The following is an 18,266-nucleotide window of genomic DNA, read 5'->3' as shown; positions in this document are numbered from 1 at the left end:
TCTAGCTGATTCATGCATTGGGAGAGGTTGCCGAGAAAAATGGCGACAAAGAAGGCGGCTGCCAACCAGCCCGCAAGGACGCGGTACGAATTCTCAAGACTCGCGAAAATGATTTTTCCGTCAAGGGGCCATGCATCACAGGATAATGCGCGAGCTCAGTTCGCTTGCCGCGTCACTCAATACAGGAAGCATTGTTTCCAGCATCTCCGCTTCGCTGACCAGTGGCGCTTGAAGTCCAATATTCATAGCGGCGACGACCGCTCCGTTCTGGTCTCGCACAGGTGTGGCCAGCGAGCGCAGACCGATTTCCAGTTCCTCGTTTATGATCGCGTATCCCTGCCGGTTTGCTGATTCGAAGATTTTCATGAGCTCGTCGCTGTCGGTAATCGTATATTTCGTGCGAGCGACTCGATCAGAGTTCTCTAGTGCTTTCCTTTGTTCCGAGGGCGGCAGCGCGGCGAACAGAACCCTGCCCAGAGAGGTGCAATAGGCTGGCAGGCGACTACCGATTCCAAGCGAAACGGTCATAACTCGCCTAGCGGCGGAGCGGGCGATGTAGACGACATCGCTGCCATCGAGAACCGCGAGCGAGCAGGACTCTCCGGCCTGCTCCTTGACCCGATTGAGATATTCCGGGGCAATCGAAAGCAGCGGATTCGCTTTAAAATAGGTTTGGCTCAAGGAAAGAATTTTCGGTTCCAGATAGTAGCCGTCATCCGCTTGCCGGACATAACCGAGTTCAGAGAGGGTGTACAAGCAACGGCTTACCACCGCTCGGGACAAGCCGGTACGCTTGCTGATAGTCGGGGCCCTCAATCCGGTGGCGCTGTTTTGGAAGGAAGAGAGCACTTCGATTCCTCTAGCCAGGGAGGTCATGAAATTCGGGTCGCCCGACCGGAAAAGAGCTGGATTGAGGTGCTGCATAGGAAGTTGACTTTCAAAGAAAACCCATCAATTGTTCATTAATCGGACAATTGTCCGATAATCGAACATCAGTCAAGTTAGCAATGCCTCATTTCACATCACTATCGGATGCGATTGCGACCCATGTCGAAAGTGGGTTGACCGTGTGTTTGGAAGGGTTCACGCACTTGATTCCCTTTGCGGCTGGGCATGAGATCATCCGTCAAGGAGTAAGGGATTTGACGCTCGTCCGCATGACGCCGGATCTCATTTACGATCGCCTGATTGGGATGGGCTGCGCCCGAAAGGCGATCTTCTCTTGGGGCGGGAATCCGGGAGTGGGCTCGTTGCATCGCTTCCGCGATGCGGTCGAGAATGGATGGCCTAACGCGATTGAGGTGGACGAGCGGAGTCATGCGGCGGTCGCTGCGGCGTACACGGCGGGCGCGTCGGGTTTGCCTTTGGGAGTTTTGCGCGGATTTACGGGATCGGATTTGCCGGATCGGAATCCGAGTATCCGTTTTTTGGATTGCCCTTTTACCGGTGAGCGATTGGCGGCGACTCCAGCGATCAATCCGGATGTTACTGTCATTCATGCCCAAAAGGCGGATAGGAAGGGAAACGTGTTGCTCTGGGGGATCATCGGGGTGCAAAAGGAGGCGGCCCTTGCGGCACGATCCTGCATTGTAACGGTCGAAGAAATTGTCGACGAGTTGGAGGCGGTCCCCAATGCTTGTGTTCTCCCTTCTTGGGTGGTGAATGCGATTTGCGAAGTTCCAGGGGGAGCATCCCCGTCGTATGCGCACTGCTACTACGAACGAGACAACGCGGCGTATATCGAATGGGATACGATCGCCAAGGACCGCGATACTTTCACCAACTGGATGAGAGCAAATGTCTTGGAGGTTGAGAATTCTGTTGATTCGAGCGGGGGAATGGCCTCATGAGCGAAGCGACTCCGGAGGAAATTATGACAATCGCCGCATCGCGACGATTGCGAAATGGGTCCACGTGTTTTGTTGGGATCGGCATTCCTTCAATGGCGGCGAACCTCGCCAGGTTGACACATGCTCCGGAGATCGTCCTCATTTACGAATCGGGAACGATCGGGGCCAAACCGAGTGTGCTGCCCTTGTCGATTGGCGACGGGGAATTAGCCGATACGGCGGATGCTGTGGTGTCCACGCCTGAAATATTCGCTTATTGGTTGCAGGGCGGGCGTGTGGATGTTGGTTTTCTCGGAGCTGCCCAAGTTGACCGTTTCGCCAACCTCAATAGCACGGTCATCGGGGACTATGGAAATCCAAAGGTTCGCCTGCCGGGAGCGGGTGGGGCTCCCGAAATCGCAAGCTTAGCCAAGGAAACGTTGATTATCATTAAGCACAGCCCCCGAACATTGGTTGAACGAGTGGATTTCATTACATCGGCGGGCTATTTGGATGGGTGGGACGCCCGCGAGAAGGTGGGACTTAAAGGCGGCCCTGTGGCGCTCATAACCGACCTGGGCGTATTGGTTCCCGAAGATGACACGCGAGAACTAGTAGTTGCCAAGCTGTATCCGGGAGTAACCAAGGATCAAATTCAACAAGCGACTGGCTGGGAGATCCGTTTTATGGATACCGTTACCGAGATAGAGCCGCCGAGCGACTCGGAATTAATGGCCTTGCGCGATCTTCTGGCAAGAACGGACGCAGCTAGAGCGAAGCAAACCTGAGCGACTATGGACGATTCTAATAGAAATGCCTGGATATGCGATGCCATCCGAACGCCAATTGGCCGCTACGGAGGGGCTTTGGCATCGGCACGCCCTGATGATTTAGGCGTAGTCACCTTAAAGGCTATCATGGAGCGCCACGATCGGGTGGACTGGGGCGAGGTCAACGATGTTATTTTCGGTTGCGCCAATCAAGCCGGAGAGGACAACCGGAATATTGCCCGCATGGTTGCCTTGTTAGCTGGCCTCCCGGAAAGAGTACCCGCCGTCACGGTAAATCGGCTTTGCGCGTCTGGCTTGGAAGCGGTATCGATTGCCGCTCGGGCAATCAAGGCAGGTGAAGCCCGCATGTGCCTAGCTGGAGGAGTGGAGTCGATGTCGCGGGCCCCGTTCGCGATGCTTAAGTCGACCCAAGCATTCCATCGATATAACCAGTTAGTGGATACGACTTTGGGTTGGCGATTCGCCCATCCCGATATGGCTACCCGCTTCGGGATCGATTCCATGCCGGAAACCGGAGAGAATGTGGCGGAGCGATTCGGTGTATCTCGCGAAGATCAGGATGCCTTCGCCTTACGTAGCCAGGCCCGCGCAAAGGCGGGGAATGAGCGCGGCTTTTTCAAAGGGGAATTGGTTTCGGTGACGCTTCCAAGAAGAAAAGGGGATCCGATCGTGGTCGATGCGGACGAGCATCCGCGTCCGGATACAAGCGCGGAAGGCCTGGCCCGGCTCAAGCCTTTCGTAAAGCCGGATGGAACGATCACCGCAGGGAATGCATCGGGGATCAACGACGGAGCCTGCGCTTTGCTGGTCGCCAATGACGATGCCGTTTCCATAAATGGGTTTGAGCCATTGGCTCGAGTGGTGGCTACGGTAGCGGTGGGGGTTCCGCCTCGAATTATGGGGATTGGTCCGGCCCCTGCGATTTCGAAGTTGCTCGAACGAACAGGAGTCGCGCTGGCCGACATCGATACGATCGAAATTAATGAAGCGTTCGCTTCGCAATCGCTCGCCTGTCTGAGAGAGCTTGGGCTGCCGGACGATGCCGCTCACGTGAACCCGAACGGGGGAGCAATCGCCCTCGGTCACCCATTGGGCATGAGTGGCGCCCGCCTGATAACGACCGCAACGAGGCAGCTGGCGGCGATTGATGGACGCTTTGCGATTTGCTCCATGTGCGTAGGTGTAGGACAGGGAGTCGCTATGTTACTGGAACGTCCAAGATGAGCGAGTCCGAGCGAAAGGTTGTTTTGGTTACGGGATCCGCGACAGGCGTGGGCAGGGCCTGTGCGGTGAAATTCTCTTCGATGGGGTTCGATGTGGTAGTGAACTTTCCTGGGGCGGACGAGGAGGAGGCGAAAGAAACCGTTCGACTTGTGGAAGCCGAAGGAAAGACTGGGCTACTGTCGCGTTGCGATGTTAGCCGTGACGACGAAGTGGTGGCGATGCTCGCCGCTACGGAGAAAGCCTTTGGGCATCTCGATGTCCTGGTAAACGCGGCAGGGGCGACCGCTTTTGTGAAACACGACGACCTTCAGGGTCTCTCGGAGGCACAATGGGATTCGATACTGGCGGTAAACACCAAAGGTCCCTTCTTTGTTACGAGAGCGGCGGTTCCCTTGCTCGAAGGTCGAAAGGGAGCAGCGGTGGTCAATGTTTCCTCGGTGGCGGGGATTTCCGGATTCGGATCTTCGATCGCCTATTGCGCGAGCAAGGGGGCGTTGAATACGATGACGAGATCCTTGGCTAGAGCCTTGGCTCCGAAAATCCGCGTGAACGCCGTCTGCCCAGGACCAATCGACAGCCGCTGGCTGCGTCAAGATATGAGCGAGGGGGAAATCTCGGATCGCGTTTCCACTTTTCCGATCCCTCGACTATCTTCTCCTGGAGACATTGCCGATACCGTAACCTACTTGGCTGTGGGTACCGCCATGACGACAGGCCAGATACTAGTTGTGGATGGAGGCCGAACGATATAGCTATGCGGACGTTTTGGAGCAGCTATGCGAGTCCGCGACTAATGTTCGGTCCGGGAGTCTTCAACGAACTAGGGAAAGCGGTCTCCCAAGTGGGCGGGCGTAGGGTTTTCGTCATTACGGACCCTGTTTTGGAGTCGCTAGGCATCGTGGATCGGGCGCGGCAGGCGTTGAATATGGAATTCGAGGTCTTCGCCGGAGGGGAAATCGAGCCATCGACCGATACCGTTGCCCGATGCGCGGATATCGCTCGCGAGTATGGCCCGGATACGACTATCGCGATCGGCGGCGGGAGCAATATGGATTTGGCCAAATTGACTTGTGCCGCAGTTTCATCGGGCAGGAATCCGGAAGCATTGCTGGGCTTCGATGAGGTTCCAGGTCCCGTGGGGCCTCTGATATGCGTTCCGACCACTGCCGGCACTGGCAGCGAGGCTTCCCACTCTGCGGTAATACGAAACTCCAATAACGGGAAGAAGGAGGCGGCATTGAGCCACTATCTGCGTCCTCAGGTCGCCGTGGTGGATCCCGAACTGACGCTCTCCTGTCCGAGGAAGCTGACGGCCGAGAGTGGCATTGATACCTTAACTCATGCGATTGAAGCGTATTTGGCTAATGATTACTCTGCCTTGATTTCAGGGGAGAAAGGGACGCTGCCCTATGAAGGGAACAATCCTTTAGGCGATCTCTATGCCGAGAAATGCATTCATATGGTCGGTAAGCGCTTTTTGGATGCGGTTCGCGATCCGAAAAACTTGGAGGCCCGCGGGGGTATGTCTCTAGCGGCAACATTGGGTGGATTGGCATTTTCAAATTGTGGCGTGGCTCTGGCCCATGCACTGGAGTATCCGATAGGCGAACGCTATAAATGCGCTCACGGAGCGGGCAATGGGATCGTTTTGCCTGAGGTGATGCGTTATCTGGCGAACGCCAAGGGAGATCGTCTGGCGAAAATCGGCGAGTTGCTGGGAGCAGACGCTTCGTCGGAAGCAGCGATCGAGGAAGTGACTCGTCTGCGTCGAGAGGCGGGGCTTCCCGAATGTCTTCGCGATGTTGGTGCTGCGCCGAACGATCTTGCAGCGCTCGCGGCGACAGCGGCCTCTCTGAAGCGGTTGATGGCTCTTTCTCCCATATCCCCATCCGAAGCGGACTTGCGTCGAATTCTGGAGGCTTCGTTCTAGCCCCCGCGACCTTCCCTCAATTGATGAAACCCTACGTATTCGTATTTTTATTACTTCTTTGCATTCTGGCTACCCTGACAATCGCCCTATTCCTTGAGCCGCCCGAAGCAGCGAGTGGCGTGGTCCATCCCGATTTTGGAACCATGAGTCAAGGAGGCGATGCCGATCGTCATGAAGGCCGATTGTTGGGCGGCTGGCTATATGGCTCTCTACAGATCGGATTGTTTGTCTTCCTCATCGGCCAATGCGTGCCATCAGGCAGGCCTAGGCGATGGCTGATCGGGGCGAGCGGCGGTTTGTACCTAGCGGTCTATCTCGCTTTGATTCTTTCCTATGGCAAAGGCGTCGAAGGCGCCCCCTTTATTTTGGGATTCCCGCTTCCGACGGCTTGGCTTGTGTTTGGTATGTGGCCGATCTCCGCCCTTTTTGCGATTCTCTACGCGACCCAATACGCCAAGTGGATCTACACCCCCGAGGATGCTAGCCGTTTCCAGTCTATAAAGAAACGTTACCAAGGAGGCCCCGAAAATGGATCCTAATCGGATTATTCTGCTCTGCGTCCTTGCCTATATGGCCCTCTGCGTAGCGATTGGGCTTTGGGCCTTGAAACGGACTCGGAATACCAGCGATTTCTTCATGGCCAGTCGCAACTTGGGAGTGCTGATCACGGGAATCGCTCTCTTTTCAAGTATAATGAGCGGCTTTGGCTTCGTCGGCGGCCCCGGGCTCGTCTATCGGATGGGCATAAGCTCTTTTTGGATACTGGTCACCACGCCGATCGGATTCGCGCTAGCATTTTTCCTCGTAGCGAAGCGTATAAGACTCTTTGCCGAACTTCGCAATTCCATCTCGCTGCCCGATATCGCCGCCGCCCGTTACCGCTGCCCCAAGGTCCGAGGATTGGTCGCGGTCGCCATTTTGTGCGGAGTGATCGCCTATTTGGCGACCCAGATTCGGGCGATGGCCTTCGTGCTCCAGGAGATTTTCGCCTCTAATGGGGTTTGGGGACATGATTCGGTTGTATTCTGCGTGGTCGTATCCTGCACTGTGCTGGTCTTCTACTGTGTGACTGGGGGGATTATCGCTTCGGTTTACACCGACCTTTTTCAAGGGATCGTGATGGTGGTCGTGGCGGTGCTTATATTCGTGGGCGCGGTAGGGGCGATAGAAGGTGGAATGGGAGGAATGATGGAGGTCATTCTCAAGGACAATGCCGAGGCGGCCGGCCCGTGGGGTACGCTCGGGATGTTAGGGTGCCTGTCTTGGTTTTTCCTTTTCACACTGGGCGTGGCTGGGCAGCCGCACGTGGTGACGAAGATGATGATGAGCCGAAAAGTCGAGGACGCCAGAATAACGCTTCCGATAACCTTGCTAGGCTATACGGTCACCGCACTGCTGTGGATCGGCATTGGAATGCTCATGCGGTCCGTCGTTCTCAATGGTGGCCAATCGGAGCTTGCTCGGGCAGACGATGCCGCGGCGGTCTTTCTGCAGAGCTATGCGCATCCCGTTTTAGCCGGACTCGTATTCGCGGGATTGTTTGCCGCTATCATGTCCACTGCGGATGGGTTCCTAAATATTGGAGCGGCTGCGATCGCCCATGACATTCCAAGAGCGTTAACCGGAAGCGCAATACGGCGCGAGCTAATGTGGGCCCGTATCGCGACTGTGGTTCTCGCTATTCTTGCGGCGGTTTTCGCTCTGCAGTCCCCCATTCAACTGATTGGCCAATTAGGGGCCTTCGGTTGGGGCGTTTTCGCATCGGCGTTGGTCCCGGTAATCGGCTTAGGCTTGAATTGGCGTGGCGGATCTAGAAAAGCCGCCTTGGCAGCTATCGTTTTCAGCCTCGCTGCCAATGGGGGACTCGTTATCGCTCAAATGGCCGGTTTCTCCATCCCCTACGGCGTTTCTGGAGGAGCGCTCGCGTTGATGGGGTCTACCCTGGTTTTCGTGGGGATTTCCTTGACTTCGAAAAGTGATTCGTTGAGTCCCGATATTGAGGAAGTCATGAAATTATAGTTACGCCGAAAAGAAGGTACTGACAATGAAACTTTACTCTAAAGGGGCCTGGCGAGGCGGAGATGAATCGATCGAGGTAATCAATCCGTTCGATGGGCAAATCGTGGATACGGTCCCCCGGGCGACGGCCCAGGATGTGGAAGAGGCCATCGAATCGGCGCAAAGAGGCGCGGGGGATATGAAGTCATTAACGGGCTACGAGCGATTCGAGATCCTCAGTCGGGCTACGGCTCTACTCCGCCAAAGGGCGGATGAGATAGCTCGAACTTTGAGCCTAGAGGAAGGAAAACCGTTGGCGGAGGCCCTTTTCGAGGTCGATCGCTCAGCCCAAACTCTCGAGTTGAGCGGCGAGGAGGCGAAGCGACTCTCGGGGGAGGTGCTGCCGCTGGATGGCGGCAAAGGGGTTAAGAACAAGCTTGGGTTCACCTTGCGTGTTCCCTGTGGGGTAATCGCGGCGATCGCCCCGTTCAACTTTCCGCTTAATCTGGTTTGCCACAAGGTCGGGCCAGCGATCGCGGCGGGCAATTCCGTGATACTGAAGCCGGCTAGCGATACGCCATTGGTGTCCCTTAAGTTAGTTGAAATTCTGCTGGAAGCGGGCCTGCCTCCGCTGGGGATATCCTGTTTGACGGGGAGCGGTTCCCTGATTGGTGAGAAGATTTGCTCGGACCCCCGCGTTCGCAAGATCTCCTTTACGGGGAGCAAGGAGGTGGGCGAGCGCATTTGCGCCGTCGCGGGAATCAAGAAAGTGACGATGGAGTTGGGGTCTAATTGCCCACTGGTCGTTCTGCCCGACGCGGATTTGGATGAAGTCGCCAATCTGGCGGTTTCCTCGGCTTACACCAACGCGGGCCAGGTATGTATATCGGCCCAGAGACTTATCGTGATGGAGTCCGTTCGCGAAGCGCTCATCGAAACGATGAAGCCCAAGGTGGAGGCTCTAAAAGTGGGGGACCAGTTGCTCGAAGAGACGGGCATTGGCCCAATGGTACGGAAGTCGGACGCCTCTAGGGTTGAAAGTTGGATACAGGAGGCTGTGGGCGATGGAGCGCAATTGGTATGCGGGGGGGAGAGGGATGGCGCTCTCATGCAGCCGACGCTGCTCGACGTAGCGACTCCCGATATGCGCGTGTGCCGCGAAGAGCTGTTCGGCCCTGCGGTATCGGTGATGAGCGTCTCGAGCATAGACGAAGCCATTCGTTTGGCGAATGATACAGAATTCGGTTTGAGCGCGGGCCTGTTCACGAAGGATATCGATGCTGCCATGCGTTTCGCTCGGGAGGTGGATAGTGGCAATATTCATATCAACTGGGGACCGTTATGGCGGACCGATGCCATGCCCTATGGCGGGATGAAGGGAAGCGGAATGGGCAAGGAAGGCCCGAAATACGCAATCGAAGAAATGACTGAAATGAAATCGGTGGTCATCCATTCCAAATAAATCAATACAGTTATGAGAATCGTCCGCTCTTTATTTTGCGTAGTCGCTTTTAGTTATCCTGCACTGGTTCATGCTTCTCCCGTTCAGGTAGACTCGGGGAAAATCTCCGGCATCGCATTGGATGCTGACTCTGGTCTGCAGGTATATCGCGGCATACCGTATGCGAAACCTCCTATTGGCGACTTGAGATGGCGTCCTCCGCACGCCGTCGAGTCCTGGAAAGGCGTTCGCACTTGCGATACCTTTGGACCGGCGAGTATCCAGAAAACGGGCCGAAACGCCACGCAGGAGCAAAGCGAAGATTGCCTCTACCTTAACGTCTGGACAACCAAAGGCGGGGACGAATCTGCCAAGCTTCCCGTTATGGTTTGGATACACGGAGGCGGGTTGAATCTAAGTTGGGGGCACAAGGAGTCCTACGACGGAACGGCCTTTGCGAAAAACGGTGTCGTCCTAGTATCGATAAACTATCGTCTCGGTGCCCTAGGGTTTCTCGCTCATCCCGCGCTGTCGACGGAATCCTCTCGCGGAGTTTCGGGCAACTACGGGTTTCTCGACCAGATAGCGGCTCTGGAATGGACCCGGCGGAATATAGCGGCCTTTGGAGGGGACCCCGAAAACGTTACGATTTTCGGGGAGTCAGCCGGAGGAACGAGCGTAGCGGTCCTTTGCTCCTCTCCTCTGGCCAAAGGATTGTTTCACAAAGCGATTATTCAAAGCCCATGGATGTTTGGATACATCGACGAGCTGGCGAGCCCTAATATCGTCAAACTAAAGGAGCCGGTTTCCAACACGCCATCCGCGGAGCAACTCGGGTTGGATTGGGCGGAACCCAAGGTCAAGGGATCGAACGCGGACGCGCTTAAAGCGCTTAGATCGTTGAGCCCATCTGAAATACTCGAGAGGGTTCGCTACTACCGAACGAGAGCCACGATTGACGGATGGGTCCTGCCGGACCATCCGGCGCATGTCTTCGCGAAGGGTCAGCAAGCCAACGTGCCTGTGATTATTGGGACGACTCGCGATGAAGGGGCCTATTTTCGGAACTACGTTCGCTTTGCGCAGCGCGCTGAATTGGAAGCGAAGCTCGAAGCGTTCTACGGGCGATCCGTCAAAAAGGTCTTGGCTCAATACCCGGGAGAAAGCCAAGATGAACTAAAGCAAGCGGGCATCCAGTTTGTGACGGATGCCTGGTTCGTCCATCCTGCCGGTCAATTGCTAGAGGGAATGCAGCGGGTTTCCTCTCCCGCGTTTCAATACGACTTCGCCAAACCGAGTAGCAGGAACCCGAGAATGGGAGCACCGCATGCCATAGAGTTGCGCTATGTTTTCAATACTTTAAACAACGCCGATGAGTTTCCCGAAAATCAGGTATTGTCGGATAAGGTCATGAAGTACTGGGTACGCTTTGCGTATTACGGAGACCCAAATGGACCGGACCTGCCGAGGTGGCCGGAGTACGAGGGCAACCGAAAACCTTACCTTATACTCGACGATTCCATCTCAACGGGGTTCGATCTGCGAAGAGAGGCCAGCGATGCCCTCGAAGGGGCAACGCAGGGAATTTACAATTAGAATTATGAATAAGTCTAGCAGGTTTTTTTTATGGCCGGTGGTTACGCTGTCTCTTCTGTTAACATCAGCCTATTCCCAATCGCGCTCGGATTTCTCCATTGACGGACCTATCTCCGGCGATGAGCCAGGTGCATCGCGAAATGCCATCTACAGCGCCTCAGCCATCGAACTGGAAGCGAATGGGTATCTGGAGGAAGAGTACTTCATAGAAGGATTGGCTAATCGATATACCCGACCGAAAAAGAAAACGGGAGCGATGATTGATTCGGGCCATCCCTATCGTACTCGCCTGATCGTAAGGCGGCCCCGAAGCGCATCCAACTTTAATGGGGTCGTTATCGTGGAGTGGAATAATGTGACAGCGGGACCCGACAAGGACATCGACTGGTGGATGTCGGGAGATCACTTTGTTCGCGAGGGCTATGCCTATGTAGCCGTTTCCGCACAGTGGATGGGGATCCAATCGATGAAAGACTGGAGCCCGGAGCGCTATGGGAGCCTCGATGTCACCGATGGGGGCAAGGTTGAGAAAGATGACCTCTCGTTTGATATTTTCTCTGCGGCAGGCCGAGCCTTCAATCGTATTGGGAAGCCCTTGAAGCCCGACCAGGCAGACATTCTTGGCGGCTTACTGGCAGAGTTCGTCATTGCCACAGGGCATTCTCAGTCGGCCAATCGCTTGGCGGCCTATGTGAACCATATGCATCCCCTGGATCCGGTCTACGATGGCTTCATGATCCATGGAGGAGGCGCTGAAATCCGGGATGATCTGGAGGTAAAGGTATTCAAGATCATGGCGGAATCGGATATGATCTGGCAGGCTGCGATCCGTCAGCCCAATACGGATACCTTTCATTGCTGGGAGGTCGCAGGCACCTCGCACGTCGATATTCACTTCGAAATGGAATATGGAAAAGTTCGTAATTTGCACTTAGGCAAGCCGTTTAGCGTTGTGACACCGCGAACGCCTGATTGCGATTATCCCGCTTTTAGCAGAGTCCCCTTTAGCGATACGCTCAATGCGGCCTATGAACACCTGCAGCGTTGGGTGCGGGATAACACCCTCCCTCCAGCGGCAGAGCCCTTAGTCATTCTGCAAATAAAGCCCAAACTCGTGTTGGGCTGAGACGAGCAGGGCAACGCGTTAGGAGGCATTCGCCTAGCGTCTCATGCGGTACCCACAGCGAAGAACACAGGCATGAATCCAGGGAGCTACAAGTTTTGCTGGTTGTACGGTAGCCACGAACCCTTTGATGCGGCAACTCTTAGCGAGCGTTATCCCAGCCATGAAGTCTATGTGGAAGCGGTAAAAAAGGTCGCACACCAAAACCTGTCGGACGGTTACATCTTGCGCTATGCGGCGGAACGAACGATTCGCGATGCGGAGAAGTCCAATATCGGGCGATAGGAATCGCCTGGGCATGCCTGTAAAGAGTCCACTGGAGGAGTGAGGATAGCTTTTGACGGCTAGAGATTACTTGCTAGCGGCTACGATTTCTCTTTCGCTCGCCGCGACTTCCCTAAACAGAGGACTGTCGATGACGGCAGCGATTGTATCAACGATCCGATAGTCGTGCTCGGCGGACCTTTCGAGGATCTTTTCGATTTCCCAGTAGTTTTCCGATTCTTCGCCATTGGCGTAGGCGAGCAGCTTAACGATGAAGCAGCGGACGAAGCGGTCGCGGTTGGAGTCGCTCTTCATGAGCTCGCGATACTCGACGATGTCGCTGTATTCACTGCCATTGCGAAACTGGGCGGAGGAGTCCACGGCGATTGGCTCGTTCTCCCAAGGCTTGGGGAGGGGAGGTTGACCTTGGGCGGCCCGACGCAGATCTTCGGCTTGAATTTCTCTAAGCTCCGCCCGCGAGGGTGGGTCTTCCATCTGCATGGTGTATTCCTTGCGCCAGGCCCCGACGGGATCGAAGTTCTCGAAGGCGTAGCCGTAGGGGTCGATACTGCGGTGGCACGAGGCGCAGGTTTCGTCTTCGACGTGAGCAGCGAGGATTTCCTTGATCGTTTTGGCCTGGCGGACGTCCGGCTCCTCGATCGCGACGTCGGCTGGAGGCGGATTCGGGTGAACGCCCAAGAGGTTCTCCATCACGTAGATGGCTCGATGAATAGGCGAGGTGCCGAGACTGTCGGCGGTTAAGGTAAGAAAGGCTCCCATGCCTAGGATGCCGCCGCGCCGACCGTCCTTGAAGGTGTATTTGCGAAGCTTGGAGTCGCGCTCGACGTCGTGGGAAATTCCATACACTTTGGCGAGGTCCGCGTTGACGAAGGAATAGTCTGCGGTGAGGAGCTCGGGAACCGGCGCGTTGTTTTCGATCGCATGGCGGAAGAAAGCTAGGGCTTCGTTGACCATGTCTTCGTTGAGCCGCTTCTTATCGTAGAGCGGGAAATGCTCCGGGTCGGGCGACATGAAATTGATACGGTCGAGCTGCAGCCAAGAGTAGGGAAAATGTTCGAGAAATTCGTCGGCGGCGCCGCTGTCGAATCGTCTTTGAACTTCGGCGAGGACGGTGGAGTAGGAATCCCATTCGCCATTCCGCGCGGCTTTCAGGGCGTTGGCGTTCGGCGGCGAGCTTTCGATGAAGTAGCTGAACTTAGTCGCGAAGCGATCTGGAGGAGCGCTCTCTTCCGGGTTGATAAGTAGAAAAGAGGGGGAGACAAGAATAGCGACGATTCCTTCCTTTAAGGCTTCGACGTCGCCGATGGACGGGGCGTTGGCTTGGACGAGCGATACGATGGGGTCGAGTTCGTTGTCGCGGACCTCGCGTCGCCAAGCGCGTTCCGCGATGGGGCGCAGGATCTCCGTGGCGCGCTTCGCTTGGGGATTCTCTCCTAGCAAGGCGACTTGTCGCTTGGGGGGCCAGCTCTCGTAGAGCGGGCCTTCGACTTCGGCATTGAAAAGACGGGGTCGGGGACCGCGCCAGTACTTCGTCCAGTGGACCCAATGGTCCGGAGCATCTTGTCGGTTCTTGGCGAAGGGGACCTCTTCGCGGACTACTTTGTCGTAAAAGGCGCGATCGTTTTGGTAGAAGTGATCGCGAGCGATGCGGTACTGGAATTTGAAATTTCCATTGCCGTTCAGGCGGAGGCCGTCGGTGGGGTAGGAGATTTGCAACCTAGTGCCAGCGGCGAGCCACTCGTCGATTTCGATTTCGCCGATTTCGCCGTCGGGCAAGGAGAAGTCGAGGTGACGGTCGCCGAGATGCGCGCGAAGAGTAATCGGATCGCCTTCGTAAATGCCGGTCGCTTCGCTGTTGTAGTAGTTGCGATCGACGCCCATGGCTCGCAGTTTGATGCGGTAGCGACCGGATTTCTCGACCGTCTGGAAATTGTCGAAGTAGGCATGTAGGCGTATATCCAGGATTTCGATACTATCGGGCGTTCGATTGGCCTGCTCCTGACGGGGACGCTGATTGATATTGGTCACCCTAAGCTGGCTTGAAGGAACATCGATGCGGCGCGTCTTTGGACGGGGACCAGAGAGAATATGGGCATCGACGATCTTGCGCATGGCTTCGATGTACTGCTCCATGTGGAACTGACTGAAACCAAGCGACTCGCCATGCGTATCGAATCCATGGTGAAGGGAATCGCCGAGCAGGTTGGCGGTTGGTTGGTGGGTGCCGACGTGATCGACGAGCAATACCTCAGCAACGCTGTTTTCGAGTTCGCGGTTGTTTAGGCGGCGTGGCTGCGGACGTTTCAGTTCTTTGGAGCCTTCGTGGTAGGCGCGTACTTTTTCCGTGAGGTAGTCGACGATGAGAGCGCGTTCGGGATCGGATAGTTCGCTCTTGTCCGGCGGCGGCATTTCCGCGAGCGTGACGAAGTCGAGACTGTCTTCCCAGAAGAAGGCATTATTGTCCGTCGGGGCGACGCCAAGATCGGTCAGGGTGAAGTCGCCCTTCATCTCGTCGTCATTGTGGCACTTGCCGCAATACTGCTCCATGAGCTCCTGATTGGCCTGCGCGGGGAGGGAGAGCGCGATGGAGAGAAGGAGGGATAAGGGGATTAAGCGCGGGTAGGGAGGACCGGCTCGGTAGCCCCTGCCGAATTGGGAGATTCGTTGGAGCATGGCTATCCGAGGTCGAAGGTTCCAGAGCTCGTGTTGAAATTGTTGCGTTCGATGCCGAAGCGCTGCTGGATGGTGTTGTAGAGATTGCAGAGTGGCATGTTTTTGCCCCCGGCGCTGCGGGTATCGATGTGGCCGCGATGCTTGAATCCGCCTCCGGCGACGAGAATGGGTAGATCGCGATTGGAGTGGGTGCCCCCGTAGCCCATGCCGCTGCCGAAGAGTACGACGGTATTGTCGAGCATGGTGCCTTCGGCGTTGGGTTCCTTAATGGAGTCCAGTTTTTGGAGACAGCGGGAAAGTTGAGCGATTTGGAAGGACTCGATGGCTACGAGTTCGGCGATCACCTCCGGTTTCTTGCCGTTGTGGGTGCAGGCGTGGTAGCCGCGAGTGACGCCTGCGACGTCGGTGTAGCTGAGTTCGTTGGGAAAGCCGATTGTGGCGACACGTGTGAGGTCGGTTTGGAAGGCGTAGGCGATCATATCGAAGATCGCGTTGTAACGGTTGGCTACGGTCACCTCGTAGGCATTGAAGTGCTCGGAGATGTCGAAGGTTGGCTTCTCCTTGTCGATCCAGTTCTTGCGGTCGGAGAAGGCGTCCTCGAGTTCGCGCACGGAGGTTTCGTAGAGATCCAAGCGTTCCTTATCCGCGGTCGTGGAATTGCGTTTCAAGTTGGATAGCTGACCGCCCACGGCGTCGAGTATACTACCGTTGCGTTCGATGAGCTCGCGGCGAATCTTGCGCTCTTTGGTAGTGAGGTTGAGGAAGAGGTGATCGAAGAGCTTTTGCGGATCGGTGAAAGGATCGAGCTCGACGCCATTGGCATTCCAGCTCATTCGGATGCCGCGTTCGAGCGCCGCGTTGATGTAGGGAAAGCGTACCTGATTGCCGGTTTGGCGAGCGATGAGCTGATCGATGGATATGTTCTTCTCGGGGAAGGCTCCTGAGTTGGCGGGCAGGACTCCGTTGAGGAAGGCGATCTCGCGACCGTGTCCGCTAACCATGTTGTGGTCGGTATGGGAGAGGACGGTTAGGCGATCTTTCAGCCACTCCAGCGATTTCAGAGTGGGAGAAAGCGCGGCGTTCTTTCCGAATTCGGTGGGAAAGAAGTGTTCCGGATGCATGCCCAAGGGATTGCCGACTACGAGAAAGCGAGTCGGGGTTGCGGTGGGCGATGCGCCGGCAGCCATGGATTCTAGCAAGGGGAGCGAGAGAACTCCGCCGATTCCTTTGATGAAGGTACGTCGATCGAGATTCATGGGAAATGGGTTTTGGGAAGAGTGTGTTACTATGGAGATCCCTGGGGATTTGGCGAGTAACTCCGGGGTAGACAAGAAGGGTTGTTGATAGGAAATTCAATTGTTCCTATTTGATACGGAGGGGAGGCTAAAGGTTGGTTTTTCACTACTAAGTTAGATTTTTTAAACAGGAGATTAATAAAACTTAAAGCCGAAAATAGCAGCGAAGCTGATGAAAGCCCCTCAAAGTAAAATTGCCTAATATGGATTCGGCCGATGCAATGCTCTTGTCGCCCTTAGACAAAGCTACACTAATTGACCCATCATGAAACCGAACATAATCCTGACTCTCACGAAAGCCTGCGGAAATTTAGCCGTTCTCGCAGGCCTTATATTTTTGATTATAGAGCTGAGGCAAAATTCCACCATAGCCCTATCTCAAATTCGACAAGAGCGAACACTTAGCATCATTGATGAATACGCTTTGTTTGCTCAGAATCGGCAATTCAGCAGCATGCTTCACAGAGCTCTCGAGGATGGGGACTTTGATTCACTGTCGAAGGATGATTGGAATCAGATCAGACTTTATGAAACTGCTAGGATGGTGAGACTGGAAGACGTTTTTTTCCAGTACCATAACGGTCTTATCGATGACTCCGCCTACAATTTCAGTCTTGCGATGGCGGCAAGTAGACTACCCTTCTGGAAGTGGTTGAAAGTTGCTGCATTCAACCCCGAATTCAGAGCTGCGGTTGAGGCTTCCACCCAGCAGCAGGATTTTAAACAGGCCACGCTTGCGCTAGAATTTTCTAAATGGTCCAAGAAAAACCCAAGCCCGTTCAGGGGAATTTGGGCTCCATCCGTATATGAATAAAGCAAACGAAGAACCGACCAAGCACCAAAGCTGTTTCGCAGGGCAACACCACCAAGCTAACTGAAGGAGCTTATTTGTTTATAGGAAATTCAATTGCTTCGGTTTCTTCGATTCCGACAGTTTCAAGCGTCCGAATATCAACGCTTCCAGTCCCAAAATGGGTGCTGGTCGTGGCGTATTTATCCAAACTCGATCCGTAGTAGGAACTGGCAGCTCGTGCGAGGGCGGGGTAGGCATTTTCAAAGTTTGTGCCTAGCGAGGGTACGCTGAAACGCGTCGTCCAGAGGAGTTCTTGTTTTTTTGTGCTACGAAGCTTTTTGTAATCGTAGGCCATCAGAATGATGAAGTAACGCTCGGCTTCTAGTTCCGCACGAAGATCAAATTCTTCAGCCGCTGTGATATTCTTGCGGTTCAAGGCACGCCCGATCCCCAATTTGATATTGCTCATACCTGCTTGGTTGTTGTGGCTAAGTTCGCTCAATCGTTTTAGGTCATTGAAATAGGTATCATTGATGAAGGGATCCTCATCGATTTGCTTTTCGTCAACCTCTTCGTCGTCTTCATCGAACGGCTGTTCGCCATAAGGATCGTCCATATCGAGCTGAAAGAGGTCTCCCAAATCCTGGGGGACACTCATTAAACCATAGTGCACCACTACCAGTAAATCACCTTGGTCAGCGGAAGCTGAGGGGTAGAAGTTTCGCTGTTTCATGGAATTACCAATGGTGCCCACTAATTCCTCGAATGTTACATTTCTGAGACTGTTGTCGCTGATATCACCACCGTAGAAATTGCCTTTAATGAATACGTAGGTTTCGTAAGTTTCTCCGTTTTCCGATTCCTTATATTCGTTATAGGTTGAAGAAGCTTCAGAGTCTACGAATACGCGGGCGACTTTTGCCGCATGCGAGTTGTTCGTGAATAGTGTAGCCAAAATTGAGAAAGCGATTGAAAAGGCTTTCTTTATTTTCAACTTTTTCAATATCGAAAAGCTATTGTGTTTGTTCATTCCGATTACATTGGAAATATCGATTACGAATCTCATTGACATGACAGGAAACAGTAATCTGCAGGCCACTCAACGATAAATTGGGATGGGGGCGAATGCCAAGAAACGTATGGTGGAGCCAGTGTTATCTCACTAGCTGCTGCAAGGCGGAGATTGGGGTAGGCATCACTTTTTTGGGGATAACCTTAGGTAGTTATTACTTTTCGAAAGAAACCCTGAGAGAGCGATCAGGTTGCGTGATAGGAAGCAATCATAGTA

General features: G+C 54.7%; 14 protein-coding genes and 1 pseudogene. 11 read left to right on the top strand and 4 right to left on the bottom strand.

The window, feature by feature from the left end; genetic code table 11:
* Positions 1 to 135: 135 nt before the first annotated feature.
* On the bottom strand, positions 136 to 924 hold the full coding sequence (locus tag GA004_RS13505) for an IclR family transcriptional regulator domain-containing protein (RefSeq protein WP_283394401.1): 789 nt from the start codon (positions 922 to 924) through the stop codon (positions 136 to 138).
* 83 nt (positions 925 to 1,007) lie between these two features.
* Here GA004_RS13505 and GA004_RS13500 point away from each other — a divergent pair, with 83 nt between their 5' ends.
* The 10 genes and pseudogenes from GA004_RS13500 (at position 1,008) to GA004_RS13455 (ending at position 12,217) form a co-directional block, all read left to right on the top strand.
* On the top strand, positions 1,008 to 1,850 hold the full coding sequence (locus GA004_RS13500) for a CoA transferase subunit A (protein WP_283394400.1): 843 nt from the start codon (positions 1,008 to 1,010) through the stop codon (positions 1,848 to 1,850).
* Entirely contained in the window at positions 1,847 to 2,617 is a 771-nt protein-coding gene (locus GA004_RS13495) for a CoA-transferase subunit beta (protein WP_283394399.1), read from the top strand. The genes GA004_RS13500 and GA004_RS13495 overlap by 4 nt, the downstream gene beginning before the upstream one ends.
* A 6-nt stretch (positions 2,618 to 2,623) precedes the next feature.
* Positions 2,624 to 3,844 (top strand): 3-oxoadipyl-CoA thiolase, encoded by a 1,221-nt coding sequence (gene pcaF / locus GA004_RS13490; protein WP_283394398.1) that lies wholly within the window; start codon positions 2,624 to 2,626, stop codon positions 3,842 to 3,844.
* Positions 3,841 to 4,596, top strand: a complete 756-nt coding sequence (locus GA004_RS13485; protein WP_283394397.1) for an SDR family NAD(P)-dependent oxidoreductase — start codon at positions 3,841 to 3,843, stop codon at positions 4,594 to 4,596. Before pcaF ends, GA004_RS13485 begins: the two co-directional genes overlap by 4 nt.
* Positions 4,597 to 4,598: 2 nt before the next feature.
* Positions 4,599 to 5,774 carry an iron-containing alcohol dehydrogenase gene (locus tag GA004_RS13480; RefSeq protein WP_283394396.1) on the top strand — a complete coding sequence of 392 codons (1,176 nt, stop codon included), beginning with the start codon at positions 4,599 to 4,601 and terminating at the stop codon, positions 5,772 to 5,774.
* 23 nt (positions 5,775 to 5,797) lie between these two features.
* On the top strand, positions 5,798 to 6,313 hold the full coding sequence (locus GA004_RS13475; protein WP_283394395.1) for a hypothetical protein: 516 nt from the start codon (positions 5,798 to 5,800) through the stop codon (positions 6,311 to 6,313).
* On the top strand, positions 6,303 to 7,793 hold the full coding sequence (locus tag GA004_RS13470) for a sodium:solute symporter family transporter (RefSeq protein WP_283394394.1): 1,491 nt from the start codon (positions 6,303 to 6,305) through the stop codon (positions 7,791 to 7,793). Before GA004_RS13475 ends, GA004_RS13470 begins: the two co-directional genes overlap by 11 nt.
* Before the next feature lie 25 nt (positions 7,794 to 7,818).
* On the top strand, positions 7,819 to 9,234 hold the full coding sequence (locus tag GA004_RS13465) for an aldehyde dehydrogenase family protein (RefSeq protein WP_283394393.1): 1,416 nt from the start codon (positions 7,819 to 7,821) through the stop codon (positions 9,232 to 9,234).
* 12 nt (positions 9,235 to 9,246) lie between these two features.
* On the top strand, positions 9,247 to 10,809 hold the full coding sequence (locus GA004_RS13460) for a carboxylesterase/lipase family protein (protein WP_283394392.1): 1,563 nt from the start codon (positions 9,247 to 9,249) through the stop codon (positions 10,807 to 10,809).
* Positions 10,772 to 12,217: pseudogene (locus GA004_RS13455) on the top strand (alpha/beta hydrolase domain-containing protein). Before GA004_RS13460 ends, GA004_RS13455 begins: the two are co-directional and overlap by 38 nt.
* Before the next feature lie 66 nt (positions 12,218 to 12,283).
* Here the strand turns inward: GA004_RS13455 and GA004_RS13450 are convergent.
* On the bottom strand, positions 12,284 to 14,890 hold the full coding sequence (locus GA004_RS13450; RefSeq protein WP_283394391.1) for a DUF1588 domain-containing protein: 2,607 nt from the start codon (positions 14,888 to 14,890) through the stop codon (positions 12,284 to 12,286).
* A gap of 2 nt (positions 14,891 to 14,892) precedes the next feature.
* A complete protein-coding gene (locus GA004_RS13445; protein ID WP_283394390.1) occupies positions 14,893 to 16,146 on the bottom strand; it encodes a DUF1552 domain-containing protein in 1,254 nt (417 codons plus the stop codon).
* 304 nt (positions 16,147 to 16,450) lie between these two features.
* Here GA004_RS13445 and GA004_RS13440 point away from each other — a divergent pair, with 304 nt between their 5' ends.
* Positions 16,451 to 16,999: a hypothetical protein gene (locus GA004_RS13440; protein ID WP_283394389.1), complete on the top strand. Its 549-nt coding sequence runs from the start codon at positions 16,451 to 16,453 to the stop codon at positions 16,997 to 16,999.
* A gap of 70 nt (positions 17,000 to 17,069) precedes the next feature.
* Here GA004_RS13440 and GA004_RS13435 read toward each other — a convergent pair whose 3' ends face one another.
* Positions 17,070 to 18,050 (bottom strand): hypothetical protein, encoded by a 981-nt coding sequence (locus tag GA004_RS13435; RefSeq protein WP_283394388.1) that lies wholly within the window; start codon positions 18,048 to 18,050, stop codon positions 17,070 to 17,072.
* Between the last annotated feature and the right edge of the window lie 216 nt (positions 18,051 to 18,266).

This window comes from Candidatus Pelagisphaera phototrophica (assembly GCF_014529625.1).
In the GTDB taxonomy this organism is placed as follows: Bacteria; Verrucomicrobiota; Verrucomicrobiia; order Opitutales; family Opitutaceae; genus Pelagisphaera; species Pelagisphaera phototrophica.
The sequence above is the reverse complement of the archived record's forward strand: the minus strand, read 5'-3'. Positions and strand labels throughout refer to the sequence as shown.